Below are 25,030 nucleotides of genomic sequence, written 5' to 3' on the forward strand. Positions count from 1 at the left end.
TCAAACTCCTGATGTTTCGGCTGCGCGATATTGTTTGTCCAAAATGCGCAGGAAAGGCAGATAAAGCATGGCGCCGATCAGCAGGTTAACGATCTGCATCAGGCTGCCACTCAAATGGCCGGTCACGATAAAGCCACTGATCACCGGCGGCAGCGTCCAGGGGATAAATACCCCGGTGGTGACGGCGACGGCCCCCACCTTCATCGCCACGTATTGCACGGTAACCAACACCACCGGGACCAGGTTGAAGGGGATCAGCATGATAGGGTTCATGATCACCGGCAGGCCAAACAGGATCGGTTCATTAATGTTGAAGATTGAAGCCGCAGCCCCCATGCGACCTACTTCGCGGATGCTGTTGCTACGGGCAAAGAACAGAATGGCGATCACCAGCGACAGGGTGGCACCAGCGCCGCCCATCCAGATCATATCGAAGAACTGTTCGGTAACGATGTGCGGTGGCGTGACCCCGGCCTGGATAGCGGCGATGTTGTCGGTCTGGTTTTCCATCCACAGCGGGCGGATGATACCGTTGACCATCGAACCGGAGTTGATCCCCACCGACCAGAGGATGGTGATACTCAATACCGTCAGCAGCGCACCGATATAGGAAGTGCCAAAGTGACGTACCGGCGTGGCGACCACGTTATAAATAAACTGATGAATGGTTTGGTAGCTGGTGTGTTCGAACAGAATACGGATCGCCAGCACCAGGATAATCACGAACAGCGCAGGCAGCAGAGCGGCGAAGGATTCCTGTACCGCAGGTGGTACGCCTTCGGGCATTTTGATGATCAGCTTGCGGCGTTTGAGGTAGCAGAACAGCTCAGTCCACAGCAGTGAGCCGATCATCGCCACAAACAGCCCCTTGCTGCCGATCCACTCGGTCGGGATCACATTGATATTGCCCAAGGCTTCTACCTTGATAAACGGCGTGAGGATCAGGAAACACACCAGCGACAGAATACCGCTGGAGACGCGATCCTCGTCATAATGTTCCGCCAGGCGGTAAGCGGTAAGGAAACTGACAAACAGCGACATGGTGGAGAACACCGCGTTGAACGGGATCTCGATGATATTGCTCCAGCTGGCGCCAAACAGGCCTGCCATAAACTGCTGGTAACCCTGATTGGGGAATGACGAGATCACCAGCAGGATCGAGCCGACGATAATGAACGGCATAAAGGAAACATAGGCACCGCGGATGGCACACAAATGCCGCTGCTGTGCGGCCTTGGCCGCCAGAGGCATCAGCTTGGCTTCAAGAAATCCCAGAGCGTTGTTCATGGTAAACCCCGTAGGTATGCTTATTGGAGAAAACAGGTAAGGGTGGCGACTTATTAGCTGGGATTATCAGGGAATGGATTTTAAAGAAAGGTGAATCAGTTCACAGTGTGAGGTGAATTTATAAAATATCTCACAAGATTGGTTATGATAGAGCATCAATTCTAGTGTGGAGTCCACGATGGAAATCAAGCTGCATGCGAATGCGACCACCACCCCACGAGTGCGGCGTTATATCCAGCAATCGGATAAAAGTGACCGCGTATTGGCGCAGGAGCTGGGCATTTCCGTGGCGACGGTACGCCGTTGGCGGCAGCGCCAGGATGTCGCCGATCGCCATACGGTGCCCAAGACCCTTCGCAAGGCGCTGACGGATGAGCAAAGTTTGCTTATCAACTGGCTGAGACAAAAATTACAGCTGCCGCTGGATGAGCTGCTGGTGGTGGTGGTTCAGGGCATGCAACAGCCGATCTCCCGTGCAGGATTGGATCGCTATCTGCGCGGTGTGGGCCAACGTGGTGAGGCAGAAAATAGGGCGCTACGAGGTAAAAAGGCGGTGAAGGCTGGTGAACGGCCGGGGAATCTCGCTCTTTTTTATCAACGAATTAGCCTATCGGCCGAAGATGGCGGCGAGCAGCACCTCTTGTGGGCCGAAGAGAAGGTCAGCGGCTGGCTGAGTGCACGAGCCTTTGCGGGAGCCTCGCCGATGCTGGTGGTCAACTGGCTGAAGGAACTGTTACCGCACTGCCCAGGTGATATACAATCTCTTGAGACTGAAAATAAAAAGCTGTTCGGCAATAGCGAGTCTCAAACCCATCCCTTACAGCTATGGTGCCGGGAGCAGGGGATAACGTTGCAACAACCCGCGTTACCGCAAATGGAGATTGTGCTGCGGCTCGAAAGCCAACTGGCGCAGTTGCTACCAGCGGTGGAGAGCTCATCGCTGGATAACGTGTTGCAGGCGCTCTGTGCCAGCTATAATCAGCACTGGCCGCAGAAGAAGCTGGGTGGCCTGACGCCCACCGCATTCTGGTTGCAGCATCGGCCAGGTTAGTGGGGTGTCAGGCTTTCGCTAAGAAAGTCAATAAAGCTGCGCAGGCGGTTGCTTACGGCGCTGTCGCTGTAATAAACCGCGTTCACAGGTATGGCAACCGGCAGCGTCTCCTTAACCAGGATCTGCACTAAATCCCCACGCTGAATATCCTCATCGATCATAAAGTTCGACAGACAGGCGATGCCGTTGCCATGCAGGCAAAGGTGGCGCTGTGTTTCTCCGCTGTTGGTAGTCAGCCCCGGTGTAATCTCCACCTGCCGGCCATCGGCGCAGGCTAATGGCCAGCGGTTCAGGTTGGGCAGATCGTTGAAGCCGATGCAGCAGTGTTGCGCCAGCTCCTTTACGCTTTGCGGGGTACCGAACTGCTGCAGATAGGCCGGTGACGTCACAATTTTTCGATAGCTGGTCATCAGTTTGCGCGCCTTCAAGCTTGAGTCTGTCAGTTCCCCCACGCGGATGGCAATGTCGACCTTGCGCTCAATCAGGTTGATAAAGGTTTCTGAAGAGACCAGCGAGAGCGACATTTCCGGGTAGCGGGCACGAAACTCGCCAACCAACGGGGTCAGCACGTGCAACACGACCGGCGTTGCGGCATCCACGCGCAACAGGCCCTGGGGCCGCTGGCGGCTCTCCATCAGCGCATTTTCCGCCGCGGCCATATCGCTCAGGACTTTCTGCACCTGGCGGAAATAGTTTTCTCCCTCCTGCGTCAGGCTTATCTGGCGAGTGGTGCGATTGAGCAGCGTGACCCCCAGCTTACTCTCCAGCTTTTTTACCGTGCGGCTGACCACCGAGTTCGCCTGTTCCAAGTGCTCCGCCGCACGGCTGAAGCTACCGCATTCCACCACGGTGACAAAGGTGATCAGTTCATCCGAATTTGCCTTCATTGTTGCTCCGTCAGCAAAATTTATTTGAAATTTTGAGCATTTTTATCATTTAAGCACAGGCAGATAATCACCGCTATCAACCCGAACGCTATTTTGGAGTTAGCAATGCCTCTCGCTTTACTTGCCTTGACCATCAGTGCCTATGCCATCGGCACCACGGAGTTTGTGATTGTCGGCTTGATCCCGACCATCGCCGAGCAGTTGAACGTCACCGTGCCGTCCGCAGGGCTGCTGGTGACCCTGTACGCCATTGGGGTGGCGATCGGTGCGCCGGTACTGACCGCTTTAACCGGCCGCGTGCCGCGCAAGATGCTGCTGGTGGGCCTGATGGTGCTGTTCACCCTTGGCAACCTGCTGGCCTGGCAGTCACCGAGCTATGAGTCACTGGTGGTTGCTCGTTTACTGACTGGCCTGGCGCACGGGGTGTTTTTCTCGGTGGGTTCGACGATTGCCACTAGCCTGGTAGCCAAAGAGAAGGCGGCAATGGCGATCGCCATCATGTTTGGTGGCTTGACCGTTGCGCTGGTGACCGGCGTGCCGTTAGGCACCTTTATCGGCCAGCACTTCGGCTGGCGTGAGACCTTCCTGGCGGTGTCGTTGATTGGCATGGTGGCGATTATTGCCAGCCTGATCCTGATCCCGAACAACATCAAGAACCAGGCCAGTGCCAGCATCCGCGATCAGCTGCAAGTGCTGACACACCCGCGCCTGCTGCTGATTTACGCCGTTACCGCGCTGGGCTACGGCGGGGTGTTCACGACTTTCACCTTCCTGGCACCGATGATGCAGGAGCTGGCTGGCTTTTCGGCTCCGGCCGTCAGTTGGATTTTGCTGGCCTATGGCATAGCGGTAGCCATCGGTAACATTTGGGGCGGCAAGCTGGCCGACCGTCATGGCGCGGTGCGGGCACTGAGCTTTATCTTTGCCGCGTTAGCCGCCTTGCTGTTGGTGTTTCAATTTACCGCCAGCCACAGCACCGCCGCGCTGCTGACTGTAGTGGTGATGGGGGTATTTGCCTTTGGCAATGTCCCAGGCTTGCAGGTTTATGTGGTGCAGAAGGCCGAGCAGTACACGCCGAACGCGGTGGACGTTGCTTCAGGCCTGAATATCGCGGCTTTTAACGTGGGGATCGCATTGGGCTCCGTGATTGGCGGGCAGACCGTGGCTTCGCTAGGGTTGGCACAAACGCCTTGGATCGGTGCGCTGATTGTCGTGGGGGCGTTTTTACTGATTGGCCTCAGTGGCCGCTTGGATAAACAACACCCACGGCAGTTCGCCTGATCCCATCTTGTACCTTTCTTCTTGGCCCGCATTGGCGGGCCTTTGCGCATTCAGCGCGAACCTTTACAGACACATACACGGCATTGATTGAAATCGGCCCGCCTTGCCCCTATAACTGGATCTCTAAAAGCCATGTTGGCAGAGCCGCTCAGGCGTATACTGAATTGAGTCTTGGTAGCCAGGTTGCTATCAACGTGATTTTCATCCGAACGGGAAATAGGCGAATAACGTGCCGAAACGAACTTATGCAATGAGGTATGTTGCGGGCCAGCCAGTTGAACGGATTTTCCCTGGTGCCATCAATCAGCCGCTACCGCCCGGGGCCGCGTTGCCTACGTCTGGTGCGCTGCGGGTGATGGTATGGAATATTTTCAAACAGCAGCGTGCCGATTGGCTTTCGGTATTGAAAGACTTCGGTAAAGATGCGCAGCTGGTGCTCTTGCAGGAGGCGCAGACCACGCCGGAATTGGTCAGCTTTGCCACCTCTAACTATCTGGCGGCCGATCAGGTGCCCGCCTTTGTGTTGCCGCAACACCCTTCCGGCGTGATGACGCTGGCGGCTGCACATCCGGTGTATTGTTGCCCGCTGCGCGAACGGGAGCCGCTGCTGCGTTTGGCCAAGTCGGCGTTGATCACCGTCTACCCTCTATTAGATGGCCAACTGTTAATGGTCGTGAATATCCACGCGGTGAACTTTAGCCTGGGAGTGGACGTTTACAGCAAGCAGCTTGGCCCGATTGGTGAGCAGATTGCCCTTCATCGGGGGCCGGTGATTATGGCGGGAGATTTTAACGCCTGGAGCCGCAAGCGCATCAACGCGCTGTATCAATTTGCCAGCGATATGGCGTTGCACGAGGTCAACTTCGCCGACGATCACCGCCGCAAAGCCTTTGGCCGCCCGTTGGATTTTATCTTTTACCGCAACCTGGGCGTTACAGAGGCCTCGGTGCTGGTGACTCAGGCCTCAGACCACAATCCGCTGCTGGTGGAGTTCCATTCGCAAACCGATCAACCGGTCTGGTAGCGAAATTTGACCAATAAAAAAGCATCCCGAGGGATGCTTTTTTTGTAGCGAAAACTTAGGTTTCCGGCGACGATTTGTTGCTGACAAACAGCGTCAGCTTCACACCAGGTTGCAAACTGCTGGCTTTGCCGAGCGTTGAGTTCCAACGCATCACGTCGTTAATTTCGACGCCGTGACGACGTGCAATGCTGGAAAGCGAATCACCTTTACGCACTTGGTAGGTGATGCTGCTGTTATCTCTGGCATTGCTGGCCACTTGCAGGGTTTGCCCAACTTTCAGCGTGCTCTTGCCACGCAAATTGTTCCAACTCTGCAAATCGCTGGTCTTAACGTTCAGCCGTTTGGCGATGGTGGATAACGTATCGCCGGAACGAACCTTATACGCACTTCCGCCTGACAGGCCGCTGTTCTTCGCCAACTGGGTGGTTGGTAATGTTGCAGCTATCTGTCCGTCGGCCAACGAGTCTTTCAACTGTGCGGCATTCTTTTTGGGAACCATGATGTAATGGGGCCCATTAGGTGCCGTAACGCCTTTCTTATAGCCAGGGTTATAAGCCTTCATCTTGGTGAGAGAAAGCCCAGACATCTCTGCCGCCTGAGTCAGCTGGATCTGCTGCCCGACATCAATACGCGCCAGTGCACGGGTTTCGTCAGTTTTTGGCAACTTGACGCCGTACTTTTTGCTGTGCTTGATGATATCGCTCAGTGCCAGCATTTTCGGGACATAGATTGACGTTTCACGTGGAAGCGACAATGCCCAGAACTCGGTGGACTTACCCTGACGTTTATTCGCCTTAACCGCTTGCATGACTCGGCCTTCACCACTGTTATAGGCGGCGATGGTCAATAACCAGTCACCGTCAAACATGCGGTTCAAACGCTCCATCATGTTAAGCGCAGCGGTCGTCGAGGCCACAACATCACGGCGCCCGTCATACCACTGATTGTTTTTCAAACCATAATTGCGACCCGTTTGCGGCACGATCTGCCATAGCCCTGCGGCATTGGCACTTGACGTGGCGTGAGGGTCAAAAGCGCTCTCCACTATGGGTAGCAGTACCAGTTCCATCGGCATATTGCGTTTCTTAATCTGCCCGACTATCCAGTACATGTACGGCTCTGCCCGTAGTGTTACATCGTGGAGATAGCTCTTACTTTTTAAATATTTTCTTTTCTGTTCACGGATCCGGTCGTTTTCCGGAACCTCCATCTTCAGCTCGTCGCTAATGAAGTTCCACAGGTTCTGCTGAGCGGCGCTACTGTTACTGTCTAGCCACCGTGCCGAACTCGCTGTGTACTCTCCTGCTTCACTTTCTTGACCTGCCGAAGACAGACTCTGTGCATGCTGCTTTGGGGCCGGTGCATCCTTCCAGGATGACTGGCAACCTACCAGCAAGACCGAGGCGAGAAGTATCGCTTTAGCCTTCATGTGTGTGTCAATATAGTTGCTTAAAAGACGAGCAAGGATACTTTGCTTCGCCAAAAAACACAACTAAAAGCTTAGAAGGCATCCTTGCGCAGGCGTAATTCGGAAAAAACCGAATGAAGCTGGCTCGGTGGTGAGTTAAAGCCTATTTTCTTTTGTAAATCAGTGTCATGGCAGCGTAAAAATAGATTAATTTTACGCTCTAATTGCAACGTTGTGGGCAGGCTAGGCACTCCTTTTGCCCTTGATTGCTCAATTTGTTGCTGATATGTTTCAATTTGGCGGTCTTGCGGCAAAATTGTCCTGGCAAACTTAAGGTTTGAGAGCGTGTACTCGTGTGCGCAACAAATTAGGGTTTCGTCGGGAAGTTGCGCGAGCCGTTGAAATGAGTGGTACATTTGCTCTGCCGTCCCTTCAAAAAGCCGTCCGCAGCCCGCAGAAAAAAGCGTATCCCCACAGAAAAGATAAGGTGCACTGTAGAATGCCACGTGACCTAGGGTATGCCCGGGAACTGCGATGGTGGTGTAGCTACGCCCGCCAATTTCCAGGATATCGCCATCCTGAACCAACCGATTTGCTCCCTTATTAGCGGTTTCCTGAGGGCCATACACCGGCAGATCCGGATATTGCGCAACGATTTCCGCTACGCCGCCGACGTGGTCGTGGTGGTGGTGGGTTAATAATATGGTCTCGGGGGTGAGTTGCCGTTGGGACAACGCCGCCAATACCGGGCCAGCTTCGCCGGGATCGACGATCACGCAGCGCCCTTGCTGGTTAGCCAATAACCAAATGTAATTGTCCTGAAAAGCGGGAATGCTGATAAGATTCATGGAACACCTCTCGTTGGCAACGGCTTGAAAGAGATACTAAACCATGAAACCAGCCCAGACTCTAGAAAAGCTCACTAGCCCCTACTCCTGGGCCGGGTTGCCGTGGGGGGAATACTATCGTGAAGCGTTGGAGCAGCAGTTGCAGCCCTGGTGGCCCAAGATGTTTGGTTTCCATCTGTTGAAGATCGGCAATCTCAGCGCCGAGTTGGATAGCGAAAAGTGCGCCATCTCGCATCAGGTTAACGTGGGATTGGCCGGGGATAACCTGCATGTGCAGGCCGATCCTTATCAGTTGCCCTTTGCGGCCAAGTCCGTCGATGCCTGTCTATTGGCCCATACGCTCTCTTATGCCGATGACCCACACCGTTTGCTGCGTGAGGTCGATCGCGTCATGATCGACGATGGCTGGCTGGTGATCAGCAGTTTCAACCCTTTTAGCCTGCTAGGCTTGGGGAAGCTGATCCCCCGGTTGCGCAAACGCCAGCCTTACGTCAGCCGGATGTTTACCCAGATGCGCCTGCTGGATTGGCTCAGCCTGCTCAATTATGAGGTGTTGGATCAGACGCGCTTCCACGTGTTGCCTTGGCAGCGCAAGGGAGGGACTTTCTTGAGTACGCATTTACCGGCGCTTGGCTGTATGAGCGTGATTGTAGCCCGCAAGCGAACCTTGCCGCTGACGCCAACGCCGATGAAAGTCGGGGCAAGAAAGCACTCACTCAGCCGCGCAGTGGGCGCGACCAAGAGTTACCGCAAACTACCTTAAGCTTCGGGCTTGTAGCCAACGTCGTCCTGCGTCGGGTTGCCAGCTGCATCGCGTGCCAGCACGTCGCAACGTTCGTTTTCCGGATGCCCGGCATGGCCTTTGACCCATTCCCAACGGATGGTGTGGCGGGCAATCGCCAGATCCAGGCGCTGCCAGAGATCGACGTTCTTCACCGGTTTTTTGTCGGCGGTTTTCCAGCCGCGCTTTTTCCAGTTGTGGATCCAACTGGTGATCCCCTGGCGTACGTATTGGCTATCGGTGCTCAGCACCACTTCGCAGGGGGTGGTCAAGGCTTCGAGCGCCACAATGGCGGCCATCAGCTCCATGCGGTTATTGGTCGTCAGGTAATAACCCGCGCTGAACAGTTTCTCGTGCTGTTTATAACGCAAAATTGCGCCGTAACCGCCGGGGCCTGGATTACCAAGGCAAGAGCCGTCGGTGAAAATTTCTACCTGTTTAAGCATCTCTGGTAGACTCTTCCTATCAGTTTTATAAAAACCAAGTCTGACATAAACCAGCGCCATGAGCACAGCATTATGATCTCTACACCAACCAGACAGATCGTTCTCGATACCGAAACCACCGGTATGAACAAGCTAGGGGTTCACTACGAAGGTCACCGTATCATTGAGATCGGGGCCGTTGAGGTGATCAACCGCCGCCTGACCGGGCGCCACTTCCACGTTTACGTCAAGCCGGATCGGCTGGTGGATCCGGAAGCCTACGGCGTACACGGTATCAGCGATGAGTTCCTGGCGGATAAGCCTACTTTCGATCAGATCGCCGCTGAATTTATCGACTTCATCCGTGGTGGCGAACTAGTCATTCATAACGCCGCGTTCGATATCGGCTTTATGGATCACGAGTTCCGTATGTTGCAGCGAGATATCCCGAAGACGGAGACCTTCTGCACCATCACCGACAGCCTGTTGATGGCGCGCCGCCTGTTCCCAGGCAAGCGTAACAACCTCGATGCGTTGTGCAACCGCTACGAGATAGACAACACCAAGCGAACGCTGCACGGCGCTTTGCTCGATGCCGAGATCCTGGCGGAAGTCTATCTGGCGATGACCGGTGGCCAGACCTCGATGGCTTTCCAGATGGAAGGGGACACCCAGCAGACGGATTCTGCCCAGGATATCCAGCGCATCCAACGCCCGGCAACGGCGATGAAAGTGATCTATGCCAGTGACGCAGAATTGCAGGCTCACGAATCACGTCTGGATCTGGTGCAAAAGAAGGGCGGTAGCTGTCTGTGGCGTGGTGGCGCAGCAGCCGAATAACGGCCTCGCAGGATAGAAATGGCGGTTAAGTGGCATAATCATTGCGTGTTCGTTGAAAAACTGTGCAAACGACTCTTTTTATAAGAAAAGACGTTGACGGAATGGCGAGGCAACCGTAATATTCGGCTCGTTCCCCCGCAAGAGGGAACGTTGCGGAGCGGTAGTTCAGTTGGTTAGAATACCTGCCTGTCACGCAGGGGGTCGCGGGTTCGAGCCCCGTCCGTTCCGCCAACATTCAGAAGCCCTGAGTTAGCAATAACTCAGGGCTTCGTCTCTTCTATTGTGCCATCTTCAATCCTTCCTCCCCTCGTTGGCTTTTGCTGAAAATACAGCAAAGATATTTCATTTTTTATTGATAATGATTACTATTTCCATTAATGGATGGGCTACTCATCCTGTCAGATCGAGCAAATTCTTCTTTTTATTTTCAGTGCTGAGCATGTCGTGAGCCACACATTGTTCTCTGGGATGAAGCAGGGCGTTCACCGGGTGGTGAATACAACGTCGCTGTTTCACAACACTGAAAAACTGAAAAGGGATGGAACATGTTGGAAACCGTTCAGTCAGTCCGTTGGTTGCCGCTGACACCGGCACAGTTTGATTTTTGGGAGGAGTTTAGCTTTCATCCGCATCAGCCCGTCTCTACCGTCGCCCACCGCATCACGCTACGCGGCGAGCTTGATGAACCTGCGTTGTTGGCGGCGTTGGAGCAGGTTGTTGCTGAAACCGATGTTTTTACCATCCAGTTTCAACTGGCTGACAATGACGAGCTACCGTTGCAGCGCTGCAATCCCCAACGGCGTCCTCGGGTACGCCTGATTGAGTTACAACAGACCGACGTTGCCGAATCGATAATGCAGGCCGACATCGAGCGCCAGCTCAATTTACTGAGCCAGCCTTTGGCGGTCGTCTGGTTGATCCGCTTTTCACCTTCGCATTACACCGTTTATATTCGGGCGCATCACATCATTATTGATGGTTTCGGCATGGCGCTGATCGAACATCGCCTCGCTGAGCTTTATCGCGCCCGCCTGCAAAAAACCACCGCTAGCCAACCTTTCCATGCATTTTATGATTTTCTGGCTGAAGAGCAGCACTACGCCAGTAGCGAAAAATCGCGGCAGGATGCCGAGTATTGGCGCCGGTATGTTACCGATGGGCCTTCGCTCCCGGTTCTGCAAAAGGGAGGGGAGGACTACGGTGCGGAGTGTCTGCACAGCGAAGCGGTACTGCCTGAACATTTTAGCCAGCAGTTGAGCGCCTTTTCCGAGCGCTGCGGTACAGGTTGGCCGGATTTGCTATTGGCACTTTCCGCTGCCTGGCTGACGTTTCGGCTTTATGGGGAGAATAAGGCTGAAATACAGCCAATCTGGGTGCCCGTCATGAACCGCCGTGGCAGGGTGGCCGCCAGCGTCCCGGCGTTGGCGGTGAATATTCTGCCGTTGTTTGTTCATGTCGAACCACAGGAGAAGGTTGTGGACTACGTCAAACGCACCGCGAAAACGTTACGCGACCTGCGTGCTCACGGGCGTTATCGCATTGAGACCCTGGCCGCCGATCAAGGGTTGGGAAAAGGAACTCGTTACTTTTTCTCTCCGTTGATCAACGTACTTCCCTTCGATCCTCCGCTGTTTGCAGGCTGTGAAGCAGAGCGCGAAGTCATGGCGAGCGGCCCAGGGGATGGCTTTAACATTACCTGGCGTGGCCGAACGGATGCTAGCGAACTGCATATCGATATTGACGCCGATCCTGCGATGTATGCTTCCCTGAACATCGAGGAGATGTTCACCCACCTGCACAGCTTCCTGAGTAGGGCGATGATGCCCGAAGCGTGGCAGCAGCCGGTTTACCCACTGCTAAACCAGTAAGATCTTCCGCCAACGGGCTGGCCCGCTGGCGGAGATTGGCTTTTTATTGCAGCAGAGAGCAAACCTCTTCGGCGTTTTTGCACTTAATCAAGGCCGCTGCTGGCAGTGAAACGCCGAGTTCCACGCTGATCCTCTCCCTCAGCGTTGGCATATGGCTGAGTTTCAGACCCATGGCAAGAAACGGGGTCTGCGGATGCCATTCAGGCCGCAGCGGCTGACCCATTACGGCGCAGTAGATTGCCAGCACCGTTTGTTGAGGTGTCACCGGGGCGGCGAGCGTTGCCGAATGAGATTGCTCCAGCTCGGTACGCAGCGCATGGCGATCGATTTTGCCATTTGCCGAGAGGGGAAAGCGGGTTTGCACTATGAAGCGGCCAGGAATGTGAGTACAGGGCAAATAGCGCTGCGCGAAGATACGCAGCTCCGACGTGCTCGGCGGGACTTGATGAGCGGACAGATAGACCGCACCCAGCGACTTTTCTGGCGTATCGTCCACCGCGTAGTCGAGCACCACAATATCCTCGATGGCTGGATGCTGGCGCAACGCCTCCTCGATTTCCGGCAGTGAAACCCGTACGCCGCGAATTTTAACGTAGCCATTAATGCGGTTGGCAAACATGATGACGCCGTCAGGCCGGTAATAGCCAATGTCTCCGGTACGGAACGTTCGCTCGCTAAGGCCATCTGGAGTCATCACGTCAACAAAGTCGTGCTGCACCAACGCCCCATGTTCCAGATAGCCACAGGCCAGATTGGCCCCGGCAGTGTGGATGCGCCCAGCAACGCCGCTAGGGCAATGTTCACCGCTGTCATGACAGATAAAATACTGAGTGCCCGCCAGCGGCTTACCATAGGGAATTTGCGCCGTGTCGCTAGTGGTGATCTCGTGCCAGATGCTCCAGATAGTCGTTTCCGTCGGGCCGCCGAGTGATATCAACCGCAGTTGAGGATGCCTTGAACGCAATAACCGGATGGTGGCGGGCTTAATGTAATCGCCGCCCTGGGCCACTAGCCGCAGGGAGGAGAGCTGTTCTGGCGTTGCGCAGTCCAGCAACATTTCCAGGATCGCTGGCACAGAGCACCACAGCGTGATCCGGTGTTGTGCCACCAGGCGGCCCCAACTGATGGCGTCTTTTTCCTCATGCCTGGCTGGCAGCACCAGCGTTGCGCCCACGCTGAGTGAGGCAAACACGTCAAACACCGACATGTCGTGGTGCAGCGGCGTCACCGAGATAAAGACATCTCGCTCGGTGATCTGCCAGTGAGCGAGGGTTTGCCCAATCACGTTGGCCGTTGCCCGATTATTCAGCACGACGCATTTCGGTTTACCCGTGGTGCCGGAGGTATATAGATAATAGGCGGGGTGGGAGCTGTCGCTTCGAGCGTCAAAACGAGGTGGGCTGACGTTGATGGATTTGAGCGCATCAGGCGTGACCGAGCCTGGGATTACGGCGTCTTCATCGCATATCACCAGCTTGGGTTGGCAATTTTCCAGTAAATACGCCGTCCGTGCCGTAGGAGAATTAATATCTATCGGCACCCGGATAATCCCTAACAGGGAGCAGGCTAGTGAGATAGCGATATGCTCCAGGTTGCGTGGAAGATAAATGGCCACCACGCTCCCCGGCTCCAACTGGCGCTCGAGCAGTCCGTTGGCCATGCTGGCGACGAGCTCACCCAGCGCCTGCCAGCGCAATTGTTGTTCGCCGCAGATAACGGCCACCCCATCACGAGAGCCGGAAAACAGATTTTTTGCGATGTGGCCTAGAAAATCGTTGCTCACGGCGTCGCTGGCGGGAGTGTTAGTCCGGTAATGTGGGTAATTCATCGTTTCGCGGACGGGGATATCCAGCGAGCCCTGAGAGACTATATGCTGCATGCGCTGGTAGATTGCGCTCAATATAGCGCTGACCTGTTCGGGCGCGAGAGCCTGCTCAACATAGTCGGCAATCATCAGTAAATTGCGCTGCTCATCGTACATTAGGCGAATATCCAACGCGACCTGCGGCGTTTGGGTCAGACCGCTTTCGGCACGGATTGGCGCGTTGGCCGGTAGCGTTTCCCAGCCCAGGCAGTTGGTCAGGATCACCGGCAGCGCGGGGGCACGCGCGGTTCGCGGTGACAACTGGCGAGCCAGATCCACACCTGACCAGGCAAGGTTTTGCAATCCGCCAAGAATGTCTTCCTGCAGACGTTGGGCATTCTCGCCTAACGGCCGACAATGTCGGACGTAGTGAATGGCAATAAATGTCGAACGATTGGTGGGTTGCCCCTCTTTGGCCGCGAAGGCAACGGGGATGCCTACCGTGAGCGCTTCATCTTCCGACCAGAGCGCCAACGTGTCGAGCACGATAGCCGACAGAGTGGTGTTGGCAAACAGTCCCCGAGATGTGCCAAGGCGGGTGAGCTGCTTCAGGTGGCTGGCATCCAGAATTTGTTGTTCACGCCGCCAGCGGGGATGCACGATCTCGCCCAAAGGTTGCTGCCAGGGAAGCCGGGAAGGGGTAACGACCTGCGCCAGCTTGTCTTGCCACCAGGCTTTTGCCCGTTCCCGTTCTTTTTCATCTACTTCGTTCGGTGTTGCGTCATGTTCAAGTGCGGCAAGCGGCTGTTCATCAAATAGCCGGGCGACGATATGCGAGATCCCTTGGCCGTCGAGGATCAGCGCATCAAAGCTGGTGAAAATCTGGTACTCGGTGGCGCCAGGCAAGGTAATCAGAATGATCCGCCAAGGAGGTGACGACGGATCGTGGCGGCTCTGTTGGTAATGCTGCCGCAGCTGTTGCACTTTTTTAGCCGCGTCTGCTTCACTGGCATCGCGCAGGTCGATCTCTTCCAGGTGAGGTTCCAGCTCAGGCAGAATGTGCTGCTGCTGTGTTTCCTCGTCGATCCAGGTGCGTAACGCGGCGAAGTGATTAACCAACTCTGCCAGCCGACGGCGGAAGTGCGCAGGATCGATGACCCCCCTAAAGGTCCTGAAATCGTGCATGGCAACGCCACCGAGCGGCCATTGCTCGCCGCTTCCCAGCAGATAAGCCTGCTGGAGCGACGTTAATGGTTTCCCCATTCGCTTCTCCTTTTGCCGTACTGCCGCTGGCGGTGCCAACCAGCCGGAAACGCTGTCATCAATGTGTTGCGGTGCCGCTGCCAGGCGTTCGGCGAGCGTGTGAAAACGCGTAAAGAGCTGATGCAGTTGGCCGGGGGGGAACGCATCTTCACGCACATCCCAGTTGATCAGAATTTCATCGCCAATCCAGGCTACCTGTGCGTCCAACGCGACCTGCGGCCCCTGAGAGATGACCCATGCCAGTTCACCCAATTGCCCGCCGACCCGCTCAGAGAACAGCACGCCACCGGAGATACCGAACCCGGCGGTAAAGACGATGGGGGAGTACTGCAGCTGGCCCCGCAGGCGCGAAAGGTCGCGCATCACGCTCACCCCTGAATAGCCGCCGTGGCCAAGGATTTCGTGCAGCTGCGTCATGGTGCGTTGGCAATAATGCAGCAGCGTTTCATTGGGGCGCAGCTCGGCGCTGAACAACAACAGATCGGAAAAATCACCAACGATCTCGTTAACACCCGCAATCTCGGGAGTGCGGAAAAAGGTCGGTACGTTGATGCGCAACGCGGGCTGCCTGAAACCTTCCATCATCGTCAGGCTGAACAAAGCAAGGAAAAGCGAGCTTAACGTCAGATGGTGGTGACGTGCGCAGCGCTGCAAGGCATGGCTGATTTGGGGATTAAGCTGGATTGCCATTCTGCGGGTTTGACACTGCCTGTCCGTATAGGGAATGGCGGGAGCAGGGGAAATATCCGCTAAACGTTGCCGCCACCAGGCGCGATCTCGCTCTCTGGCGCTAAGCAGCAGCGGATCGTGGGTACGCTGCGCCAGATAGCGAAACCAGGCGACCTCCATCACTGGGGTGCACTGCGGCGGTGGTTGTTGGTAGAAGCGGGCGAGATCTTCCACCACGATACGAAAGGAGAGGGCGTCCGCGGCGATCATATCCAGATCGATATGCAGCCGGCTGGCCTGCCCTGGCAATATCGTAAGGCTGATTTCGCAAGGGTAGCCTTGATCGCGCAGCAACTGCTGGTTCTCCATGCGCCGCCGCTTGCCAGCCAGTAATCGTTGTACCTCGGCTGGTGGGTAATGACAAAAATCATCGATATCCAGTGGTGGATGACTGGCAACTACATGCTGTAGCCCCTCTGCGGTGACATGAAGACGCAGCATTGGGTGCGCGCGATATAGCGCGTCCACAGCCTGCCGAAAGCGGGGGATATCGGTGATGGTGCCATCGAATTCTGCGTACAAATGCGCGGCAACGCCGCCTAATGCCTGCGCTGAGTGCCTGCCTACCCATGAAGCTGCCTGCATTGGAGTCAATGATTTCATCGCATATCGTTCCTGATTGGCCAACGGAAGCCGCCTAACTATATAACAGAGCTTAATGCGAATGAAAATTATTCTTTTTTATGTTGTTGGCGATACATTGAGCAGGGTAAGGTTATGCGAGGCACATAAGTTCACTCCGTGGCCACTGAGATGGCACCTCGGGGTTATGCGTAGGGAGCAAGCAGAAGATGAGGTTGTTACCGGGTAAACGTCGTCATCCCGTGTTGGGGTTTTTATTATTACTTGCCTTGCTGATGGGCAGCGGACATGGTTTGGCCCAAGGTTGGCCCAGGGCGTTTCACAACGCGGATGGCTCCGTCACTCAGATCCCGGCCCCTCCTGGCCGCATTCTCTCTACCTCCGTCAGCGTCACCGGAACGCTACTGGCGATCGATGCTCCGGTTGTCGCCAGCGCGACGGCGGTGAACGGCCAGTTCTTTGGGCAATGGGACAAGGTGGCCGAGCAGCGCCACATCGCTAAAGTCTGGCCCGCGGGCAGTATCGATCTTGAACTGGCCTATGCCATGGCCCCCGATTTGATCGTCGTCTCAATCAATGGCGCAGACTCATCGCGCGCCTATTTGGCTGAGCTACGGGCCATTGCGCCGGTCATTATCGTGAATTATGGCAATCAGACCTGGCAAGCTCTTGCCCGTGAGCTGGGAGCCGCACTGGGGCTTGAGGCTCAGGTTGAACAGCGGATCGGCGGTTTTGACGCGCTGCTGACCAACGCCCGTCAGCAAATCCACCTGCCTGACGGACAAGCCAATATTATCAATTTTAACGGCCCGGGAACGGTCAATCCCGTGGCGACACCGGCCAGCGTGCATGCCCGTTTACTCGAGTCATTAGGGTTTTCTATCGAAGCGCCAAACCCGGCCTGGCAAAGCAATCTCACCCGCTCCGGTGACTTTATCTGGGCTGAATATGAGAATCTGACGCAGTTAACGGCGGGCACCACGTTTCTGTTGAGCGCAGGCGACGTCAGGATTAACGAGTTTCTGCATGACCCGCTGCTTCAGCGCTTACCTTCGGTACAACAACACCGGGTTTACAGCCTTGGCGCGCATGCGTTCCGGGTGGATTACTACAGTGCCAGTGAGATGGTGGCAGACATTGTCCGCCATTTTGCCGGTAGCCCAACGCAGGAGCGGTGAAATGCGTGTCTGGCGACTGGCTGGCCTGATCCCTGGCCTGTTTTTACTGCTGGCTCTCGGTGGCTTCAGCCTCTATTTCGGCGCTCGCCCCATTCCTCCAGCGGTGATTTGGCAGGCGCTCACGCAGTTTGATCCACACAATAGCGAGCATTTACTGGTCTGTTATCTACGGCTGCCGCGCACCTTATTGGCCGTGGTGGTTGGAGCGGCTCTTGGCGCGGCTGGCGTCATCATGCAGACGCTCACCCGTAATCCTCTGGCGGATCCCGGCCTGCTCGGTGTGAATGCCGGTGCCACGTTGGCGATCGTCCTGTCGATCGCGGTGTTTAATGTGGCGGATGTCTTTAGCACTATGTGGTTTGGCGTGGCCGGTGCGGCGATAGTCAGCATTGCGGTGTTGCTGGTTGGTGGCATCGATGGCAATAACCCGGTAAGGATTGTGCTGGCCGGGGCTGCATTGACCATTGTGCTGCTCAGCCTGACTCAACTCGTTATCATCAACAGTGAACCAGAAGCTTTCGATCGCTTCCGGCACTGGGTGATTGGATCGTTACAGGGAAGAGGGTTCGACGTACTGCTCCCGGTTGCCATGCTGGTGGGCGTGGGGCTGTTGCTGGCGCTGGCCAGCAGCAAAATGCTGGATATTGCGGCACTCGGCTCGGATGCCGGCCTGGCGCTCGGCGTTAATCCGCGCTGGCTGGTGGTGATGTCCGCTCTGATTATCGTGATACTGGCCGGTGCAGCCACGGCGGCGGCTGGGCCAATCGTTTTTGTTGGCCTGACCGCACCGCATTTTGCCCGTGCCGTTGCCGGATTGCAGCATCGCGCGCTATTGCCCTGGGCCATGCTGTTTTCCGCCATGCTGGTGTTGTTGGCCGATATTCTGGGGCGTATCGTTGGCTATCCCGGTGAAGTCAGCGTTGGCGTCATGGTGGCGTTGATCGGTGGCCCCTGTTTTGTGTTGCTGGTGAAACGTTGGCAGGGGGGGCGGGTATGAGCGTTAACAGGACGGTGCTGGTATGCCTGGTTTTGGCCTCTTTGCTGCTGGTTGCTGCCGCTTTTGCTCTGACGGTGGGGCGCTTTACGTTGCCGGTATCGAGCGTGCTGCAAGCCATTGTGGGGGAAGGGGATCCCATGGCGCAGCAAATTGTCAGGGCGATCCGCCTGCCACGCGTGTTGACGGCGGTTTTAGTCGGGAGTGCCTTGGGCATCTCCGGGGCGATTTTTCAGTCCGTATCGCGCAATGCGCTTGGATCGCCAGACGTCATTGGCTTCACCACCGGTGCGGCAACCGGTGCGATTGTGCAGATTGTCCTGCTCAACGGCAACACCGTGGCGATCGTGCTTTCGGCCATGGCGGGGGGGTTGGCGACGTCGCTGCTGGTCTATTGGTTGGCCCATCATCACGGCGTGGTGAAGGGATACCGCCTGATATTGATGGGCATTGGTGTCGGTGCGGTACTCAGTGCCCTCAATGGTTTACTGCTGGTTAAAGGTGATATTGATAACGCCGTGATGGCCACTTTATGGCTGGCGGGAACCACACAGGGGCGCAACTGGCTGCACGTTATCCCAGTGGCCGTCAGCATCGCGTTGTTATTGCCGGTGGTGCTGATGTGCGCCAGGGAGCAGAACATCATGACAATGGGGGATGAGGTAGCCCAGCAACTGGGTGTCCGTGTCGAACTCACCCGCAAGATTATGACGTTCTGCGGCGTGATTTTGGCTGCAGTGGCAACCAGCGCGGCGGGGCCGATTGCCTTTATCGCGCTTATGGCACCACAACTGGCAATACGCCTGACACGCAGTCCGAACCTGCCGCTGGTCAGTGCAGGTCTGGTGGGCGGCTGTCTGTTGTTGGGGGCCGATATTGTCGCCCAGATACAGCCATCAGGGCTGATGATGCCGGTAGGGTTAATGACAGGGATGATAGGTGGCGGATACTTGCTGGCTCTGTTACTGCGTGGCGGCTGTCGCTAAGGTTAAGGGAGGATTGTCGCAAATATGATCAAATTGATTTGCATTCAATATTGTAAATGATTATCGTTTGTATTAGTTGGCTTGCTTGCTGTAATGATGCCATTATTTCAAGCTTTGGGAGGCGTGATATTACACGCAGTTATTAAGTGGAAAACTAATCATAAGGTCGTAAAGACCAGTTATTAAGCAGTGTGTTCTTTGTCGCTCAGTTGAAAAACTAATAATTCAGTGTGCATTTGGCAAAGGAGATATCAATGAGCGAACTAAAGGGTGATAAAAAGCGCCCGATTTCATTACGTAATGGGCCCCACCGTATTTCTGAAAAATATCACATGCCCTCCGTTATTCTGGGGTTATGTGTTTTCGCCGCAGCGGATACCATTGCTGCCGATGATGCCCCAATACGCAATGAGAATAATGAGCCTGATACCATTATTGTTACCGGGGAAAAGGTAAGACGCACTATTTACGATACCGGATCCAGTATTGAGGTGTTTGACGATGCACGGATCGATTCACTGCCCGGTGCAACGCAGGTATCCGATTTACTAAAAATGACGGCCAACGTCCTGGATACGGGCATTGGTAACGATATTCCAACTATTCGCGGTATTGATGGTTCAGGACCAGCCAATGGTGCCAATGCCTTCCTCAGCGGTACACGGCCACGCATGAACCTCTCGCTCGATGGGCGTTCCTTAACCTATAACGAACTGGCCGTCGGGCCGCAATCCCTGTGGGATATGCAACGGGTCGAAGTATACCGGGGGCCGCAAAACTACATTCAGGGGCGTAATGCGATTGCCGGTGCGGTGGTGATGAGCAGCAAGGATCCGACGTTTGACTGGACTTCGGCGGTCAGGGCCGGGGGCGGAAATCAGGATTCTACCCAGGCCTCTGCCATGTTATCGGGGCCGATTGTTGAGGACCAATTGGCGTTTCGCCTGAGTGCCGATCGCCAGCGGCGGGAGAGTTTTGTCGATCTGATTTCCTACGAGCCGGTGGGTAACCCGCGCGAAATCGAAGTGACCAACATCCGTGGGAAGCTGTTGTTTAACCCTGCCGGGCTACGCGATCTCACCACTAAACTGTCGATAAATCACTATGAAAGTCAGGCTCCGCAAAATGAAGCGCTAAGCCCGGCCAACCACGCCAGTTCCCGTTTTGACCGGCGTCGCCCAGTCGTTGAGACCCAATCCACCAGTGGCATTTGGGATATTGCCTGGGAGCCGTCGGAGCAGTTAAGCGTCCAGAACAAGTTTATTTATACCGATTTCAGTAACCATCGCCGTACCGCAGAAGCGCTGCCGTGGGCCGACATTGAAGGTAAAGAGTTCCAAATGGAGCCGCTGGTGCTTTTCGGCACACCAAACGATCGTTGGCGTGGCCTGGTTGGTGCGCGTTACTTTCATGCGACGCAGGATGAGTTTGTGAATCTTTTCCCTGGCGGTAGCCCATTCAAGGATAAAACGGATACCTACGCCGCCTTTGGCGAAGTGACCTGGGCCGTGTTGCCACACATCGATATTACCGCTGCCAGCCGGGTGGAAAGAGAGCACCGTCAACGTAAGGGTGGCAAGGCGCGTAAGGTCGATTTTGATGAAACCTGGGATGTGTTCCTGCCCAAGCTGGATGTTGCGTGGAAGCCTTCATCGCGGCAAACCTTTGGTGCCAAGGTGGCTCGCGGCTATAACGGCGGTGGCGCTGGGATGACGTTTTCCGCCCCCTTGATCAACTATACCTACGATCCTGAATATGTCTGGAACTATGAGCTGTATAGCCGCCATGGCATTGAAGATCTTAATCTCGAGGTGATCACCAACCTGTTTTATAACGACTATAAAGACATGCAACTGCCGTATTATCTGGATTCCACTATGAACTCAATGATGATCCGCAATGCAGATAAGGTCGAAACCTATGGCGCTGAACTTGGGGCTATCTGGAAACCGACGGGGAATTTTGAGCTGAATAGCTCAGTAGGGTTATTAAAAACCAAAATCAAGAAATTCTCCGACAGCAGAATCGATGGTCATGAATTACCGCGCGCGCCAGCAGTTACCGCCAATTTGGGGGCGAAATATAATCTTATGCCGGGGTTGGAGTTAAGCGGTAATGTGACGCTTTCCGATACCTATTATTCCCAGTACGACAACGATCCACGCGGGAAAATCCCTTCCAGAGTGATTGCCAATATGCAGTTGGCTTACACCTTCAAGCAGGGGCGCGTCAGCGTGTTTGCACAAAACCTGTTTGATTCTGATAAACGCGTCATGGTGATGAATAACGACGTTTCTACCGCGGTTATTCAGCGGCCACGCCTGGTTGGTGCCGTCGTCCAACTGGATTTCTAAGGCCATCTATCGCCAATCAAAGGTGCAGCAGTTTTTTGTCTGGGAGGAAAATGTGAACACTAGTTTTAGCGAGTTCAGCGGTGAAGAAGCCGCCAGCGAGTTTGAGCAGCAGGCCTGGTTCGAACACCAGCAACAGCTACATGGGGAAGGCCAACAGGTGTGGGCCTGGCAGTTAACCGGGGCTGTGGATTATGGTCGCTTGGTCAGGGTGCTGGAAGAAACCCAACGGCAGTTGCCAGGTATCAACGTCCGTTACGTTTATGGTGAGAACGGGCTGATGCGCAGCAACAATCCGTGTTCACCGCCTGCGGTGACCATCCAAACGATCCGCCATCCCCAGGAAGCTATTGACGCCCTGTTAAGCGCCAAAGCGATACCTTTTGACCTGGAGCAGGCTCCGCCGCTGCGCTTTATGCTGTTTTCCGGCGACAGGGGCGGCATTCTGGGGATGGTGGTGCATCAGATTCTGTCAGCATCACTAGATTGGCAGGATATACCGCAAAAGGTCAGTGCACTGTACCAGCAACAAGTTGCCTCGCCCTCATCTGAGCCATTCATTATGGAGCAATTGCCGCTGCCAGATTGTGGCGCTCGGCAGACCTCGGTGACGGTATTTCCGGGGGCTGTGGCCTCCTCTGTCACGCAGGGATCTGATGCGGCAATACGGCAACATATCCTGCAAGCCTTCCGCGAGGCGCTCGCCGTGCCCACGATGGGGGAAGATGATGATTTCTTCGATTTCGGCGGGCACTCGCTGATTGCCACGCGAATTATTGGACGCTTGAAGAGCCAGCAGCATCTTGAGATCAATATCAACGATCTCTTCAGCTACCCCAGCGCGGCTCAACTGGCTCGCTATGCCTATATCGCTAATAACGTGGCCGCTTCACCGGGTAGGCAAGCGGAGAATTTGGCCTCGCTAAGCCCGCAGGCTCCGTTATCGCTGGCACAACGGTCATTGTGGAAAATCTATCAGGCGTTAGGCTGCGGCGAGGCTTTCAATATTCCCTTTGCGCTGCGCTTTCTCGACCCGATTGATGAAGGGCTTTTCTTCCAGGCCTTCCAGGATATTTTGCTGCGTCATCCGGCTTTGCGCACCCTGTTTGTCGACATTTCCGGCGAGGTTTTTCAGCAGATCGTTCCGCCGGAGATGCTCTCTCAGTACGAATGGTTCTGGCATTCGCAGTCTCAGGATGTGCCGCTGGATCAGGCGCTACAGCGCGCAGCCAGCCACCACTTTGAGCTCGACGATGAGTTACCGGTACGAATCACTTTCCTGCGGGATGAGGAAAATGGTCAACAGGTGGTTTCGCTCTTGTTCCACCATATTGTGTTGGACGAATGGTCGGTGAATATCCTGATGGATGAATTGGCCCTGGCGATGGCAAGCCGTTCCGCCGGATCGGCACCGGAGTGGCCGCAGACACCGGCACCGTTCCACGCGTTCGCAATCCAACAGCAACAGGCCGGGGTCAACGAGCGACATCTGCAGTTCTGGCTGGAACGTTTGCACCATGCGCCGTCTGGGGCGTCGATTTTCGCCAGCGAAGCGCAACAGGCCGATGCGGCTTCTCACTCCGGCAACTGGGTTGAGTTCAAGTTGGAGCACGCTGTCTCCACCGGGCTTTACCGCCTGGCGAAACAGCAGGGCGCCTCACTGTTTAACGTGGTATACAGCGGAATTGCTGCGGCGCTCCATCTGCTGGGTGGTGCGAAAGATCTGGTCATTGGCACCTCGGCATCTGGCCGTAACGACGCGCAATTTTTCGATACCATCGGTTACTTCACCACCGTCGTCGCCCATCGGATCGGTTTTGCCGACGGCATCACGCTGAACGCGCTGATCGATGACGTAAAGCGGCAGATAAATGATTCACTGCCTTTCAGCGACATCCCGATCGATCTGGTCGAAGAAGGGCTGTTTGGCGATCGGGCACCGCACGGCAGCCATATGTTTGAGGTTTTCATTCAGCTTCATGCCAAAAATAAGCTTAACGGAGCGTTTAGCTTGGGCGCGGGCCAGCAGATCCGCTTTCGCCAGATCGATCCTGAGAAATCAGAATCGGTGCTGGGGTTGCAGTTTGAGGTGATGGAAGAGCAAATCGACGGCGAGCCTTCTGTGCGCGTCATGTTGAGCTACCGCTCTGACCGCTATTCATGCGATCAGGTCCAGCAGATCGTCCAAACGACACGTCAGGTGTTTGCCGCTATGGCCGATTCCGTCGGTCAACCGGCGCTACGGCTTGATGCGCTACGCCATAACAGGGGGGGATTATGAAGCAGGAACCGTTGGACGATATTCAGCGCATCTATCCGGCCAAAACCCTGGTAGAGCTGGTTTATAGCGCCTCACAGCAGGCTTTGTTTGTCAGCTCTCCCGATTGGGAGGATGAGCGGCAATCCCGTGTACTGCGGATAAATCCGCAAACCCTGGCCGTTGAGAAGGAGATCCCGTTACAGGTCAAAGGGTTTGGCGTGGCGCTGGACGATCGCCGCGGGCATCTTTACCTCTCACAGGGGTTTAACGGCACCGTCGCCGTAGTGGATATTGCCACCAATCGGCCGATCGCCACCATTGCGTTGATGCAGGAGATTGCTTTCCATCAGCTGTATCAACGGGAGGGGATTGTCGGCGAGCGTCAGGCTTTTTTATTACGGGAATTGGCGCGCTTTGGCGTAAGTGAAGGCTTCCCATGGAAGCTGCGGGAGCTGGTTTTCGATCCACGTAGTGAGCGCTTGTTCCTGCCAGGGCTGGGGCTGGGTATCGATAGCGTGCTGTTTGTGGTGGATACCCGCAAGCGTCAGCTGGAGAAGATTATTCACGGTTTCGGCTATAACGTGGTGGGCATCACGCTGGATGAAATGGGGCGCCGCGTCTTCGTTTCTAACATGCAAGGCCAGCTGTTTGTGGTGGACCCAGACAGCTTGGCGGTTGTTTCCCAATGGGAGATCGAAGTCGATCAACTGCTTAATATGGTCTATGACCCACAGCAAAACCGGATCTTCGGTGTCGATCAGGGCATTGACCGCAGCGATTGGCGTAACAATCATCTGGAACGTGAATATGTTGCCCGTAGCGCGGGTCATCAGGTCTTCGTTCTGAACGCCGACAATGGCGACGTTATCGCATGTATGGCAACGGATGAAGTGCCTATCGGCCTGGCATGGGATAGCGAGCGGCAAAGGCTGTACGTCGCCAATCGCAAAGGAATTCGCGTGGATATTGGCGAAGGCACGCTAACGGTATTTGATACAGCCCGCTATTGCCTGCTGCAGACCATACCTATGGCTCCGCATCCCAACAGCCTGGCGTTTGGTGAGGATAAGCAGTGCCTGTTTATCACCGTCAAAAATGATGAAACCATGATTAAGGCCGGGCTGCCGGAATGTGTTGCCCGTATGCCATTGTGGTAGTGGCCGCAGGTGAAGGGATAAGGGAG

General features: G+C 55.3%; 17 protein-coding genes, 1 tRNA gene and 1 pseudogene. 13 read left to right on the top strand and 6 right to left on the bottom strand.

The features are described from left to right. Positions 1-1,287: a PTS sugar transporter subunit IIC gene (locus KGP21_RS06250; RefSeq protein WP_021805643.1), complete on the bottom strand. Its 1,287-nt coding sequence runs from the start codon at positions 1,285-1,287 to the stop codon at positions 1-3. Positions 1,288-1,465: 178 nt separating this feature from the next. On the opposite strand from KGP21_RS06250, the gene KGP21_RS06255 reads away from it, so the two are divergent. Then, positions 1,466-2,338, top strand: coding sequence for a hypothetical protein (locus KGP21_RS06255; RefSeq protein WP_223537519.1), 873 nt, complete (start codon positions 1,466-1,468; stop codon positions 2,336-2,338). On the opposite strand, the gene yafC is transcribed toward KGP21_RS06255, so the two are convergent. Beyond that, positions 2,335-3,225: a DNA-binding transcriptional regulator YafC gene (gene yafC / locus KGP21_RS06260; RefSeq protein WP_223537521.1), complete on the bottom strand. Its 891-nt coding sequence runs from the start codon at positions 3,223-3,225 to the stop codon at positions 2,335-2,337. The genes KGP21_RS06255 and yafC overlap by 4 nt on opposite strands. A gap of 105 nt (positions 3,226-3,330) precedes the next feature. On the opposite strand from yafC, the gene KGP21_RS06265 reads away from it, so the two are divergent. Beyond that, positions 3,331-4,506, top strand: coding sequence for an MFS transporter (locus tag KGP21_RS06265; RefSeq protein ID WP_179249142.1), 1,176 nt, complete (start codon positions 3,331-3,333; stop codon positions 4,504-4,506). A 250-nt stretch (positions 4,507-4,756) separates the two neighbouring features. Further along, positions 4,757-5,530, top strand: coding sequence for an endonuclease/exonuclease/phosphatase family protein (locus tag KGP21_RS06270; protein WP_021181971.1), 774 nt, complete (start codon positions 4,757-4,759; stop codon positions 5,528-5,530). A 55-nt stretch (positions 5,531-5,585) separates the two neighbouring features. On the opposite strand, the gene mltD is transcribed toward KGP21_RS06270, so the two are convergent. Next, positions 5,586-6,959, bottom strand: a complete 1,374-nt coding sequence (gene mltD, locus KGP21_RS06275; RefSeq protein ID WP_115158538.1) for a murein transglycosylase D — start codon at positions 6,957-6,959, stop codon at positions 5,586-5,588. Between the two features lie 71 nt (positions 6,960-7,030). Continuing rightward, entirely contained in the window at positions 7,031-7,786 is a 756-nt protein-coding gene (gene gloB / locus KGP21_RS06280; RefSeq protein ID WP_223537523.1) for a hydroxyacylglutathione hydrolase, read from the bottom strand. Between the two features lie 43 nt (positions 7,787-7,829). Here gloB and KGP21_RS06285 point away from each other — a divergent pair, with 43 nt between their 5' ends. Next, positions 7,830-8,549 (top strand): class I SAM-dependent methyltransferase, encoded by a 720-nt coding sequence (locus KGP21_RS06285; protein ID WP_094983000.1) that lies wholly within the window; start codon positions 7,830-7,832, stop codon positions 8,547-8,549. On the opposite strand, the pseudogene rnhA reads toward KGP21_RS06285, so the two are convergent. Continuing rightward, positions 8,546-9,132, bottom strand: a pseudogene (rnhA, locus tag KGP21_RS06290) (ribonuclease HI). The gene KGP21_RS06285 and the pseudogene rnhA sit on opposite strands and share 4 nt — an antisense overlap. On the opposite strand from rnhA, the gene dnaQ reads away from it, so the two are divergent. The 3 genes from dnaQ to KGP21_RS06305 all read left to right on the top strand — a co-directional run bounded on the left by dnaQ (position 9,086) and on the right by KGP21_RS06305 (position 11,700). Beyond that, the gene (gene dnaQ, locus KGP21_RS06295) at positions 9,086-9,832 is read left to right on the top strand and encodes a DNA polymerase III subunit epsilon (RefSeq protein ID WP_021181966.1); all 747 of its coding nucleotides are present in this window, start codon (positions 9,086-9,088) and stop codon (positions 9,830-9,832) included. The pseudogene rnhA and the gene dnaQ overlap by 47 nt on opposite strands. Before the next feature lie 154 nt (positions 9,833-9,986). Then, positions 9,987-10,063, top strand: a tRNA-Asp gene (locus KGP21_RS06300). Positions 10,064-10,377: 314 nt separating this feature from the next. Next, positions 10,378-11,700: a condensation domain-containing protein gene (locus KGP21_RS06305; RefSeq protein ID WP_223537525.1), complete on the top strand. Its 1,323-nt coding sequence runs from the start codon at positions 10,378-10,380 to the stop codon at positions 11,698-11,700. 43 nt (positions 11,701-11,743) lie between these two features. On the opposite strand, the gene KGP21_RS06310 is transcribed toward KGP21_RS06305, so the two are convergent. Next, a complete protein-coding gene (locus KGP21_RS06310; protein WP_223537527.1) occupies positions 11,744-16,099 on the bottom strand; it encodes an amino acid adenylation domain-containing protein in 4,356 nt (1,451 codons plus the stop codon). Positions 16,100-16,287: 188 nt separating this feature from the next. Here KGP21_RS06310 and fepB point away from each other — a divergent pair, with 188 nt between their 5' ends. The 6 genes from fepB to KGP21_RS06340 all read left to right on the top strand — a co-directional run bounded on the left by fepB (position 16,288) and on the right by KGP21_RS06340 (position 25,004). Next, complete coding sequence (fepB, locus tag KGP21_RS06315; protein WP_223537530.1) at positions 16,288-17,256, top strand: Fe2+-enterobactin ABC transporter substrate-binding protein; 969 nt, start codon at positions 16,288-16,290, stop codon at positions 17,254-17,256. Position 17,257: 1 nt separating this feature from the next. Further along, positions 17,258-18,253: an iron ABC transporter permease gene (locus KGP21_RS06320; RefSeq protein ID WP_209523807.1), complete on the top strand. Its 996-nt coding sequence runs from the start codon at positions 17,258-17,260 to the stop codon at positions 18,251-18,253. Next, positions 18,250-19,236, top strand: coding sequence for an iron chelate uptake ABC transporter family permease subunit (locus tag KGP21_RS06325; RefSeq protein WP_223537533.1), 987 nt, complete (start codon positions 18,250-18,252; stop codon positions 19,234-19,236). Before KGP21_RS06320 ends, KGP21_RS06325 begins: the two co-directional genes overlap by 4 nt. Before the next feature lie 332 nt (positions 19,237-19,568). Then, positions 19,569-21,590 carry a TonB-dependent receptor gene (locus tag KGP21_RS06330; RefSeq protein ID WP_371824857.1) on the top strand — a complete coding sequence of 674 codons (2,022 nt, stop codon included), beginning with the start codon at positions 19,569-19,571 and terminating at the stop codon, positions 21,588-21,590. Positions 21,591-21,642: 52 nt separating this feature from the next. Then, positions 21,643-23,868: a condensation domain-containing protein gene (locus KGP21_RS06335; protein ID WP_223537539.1), complete on the top strand. Its 2,226-nt coding sequence runs from the start codon at positions 21,643-21,645 to the stop codon at positions 23,866-23,868. Further along, on the top strand, positions 23,865-25,004 hold the full coding sequence (locus KGP21_RS06340) for a YncE family protein (protein WP_223537542.1): 1,140 nt from the start codon (positions 23,865-23,867) through the stop codon (positions 25,002-25,004). The genes KGP21_RS06335 and KGP21_RS06340 overlap by 4 nt, the downstream gene beginning before the upstream one ends. Positions 25,005-25,030: the final 26 nt, after the last annotated feature.

The sequence above is a fragment of the Serratia sp. JSRIV004 genome (assembly GCF_019968705.1).
GTDB classification, from domain to species: domain Bacteria; phylum Pseudomonadota; class Gammaproteobacteria; order Enterobacterales; family Enterobacteriaceae; genus Chania; species Chania fonticola_B.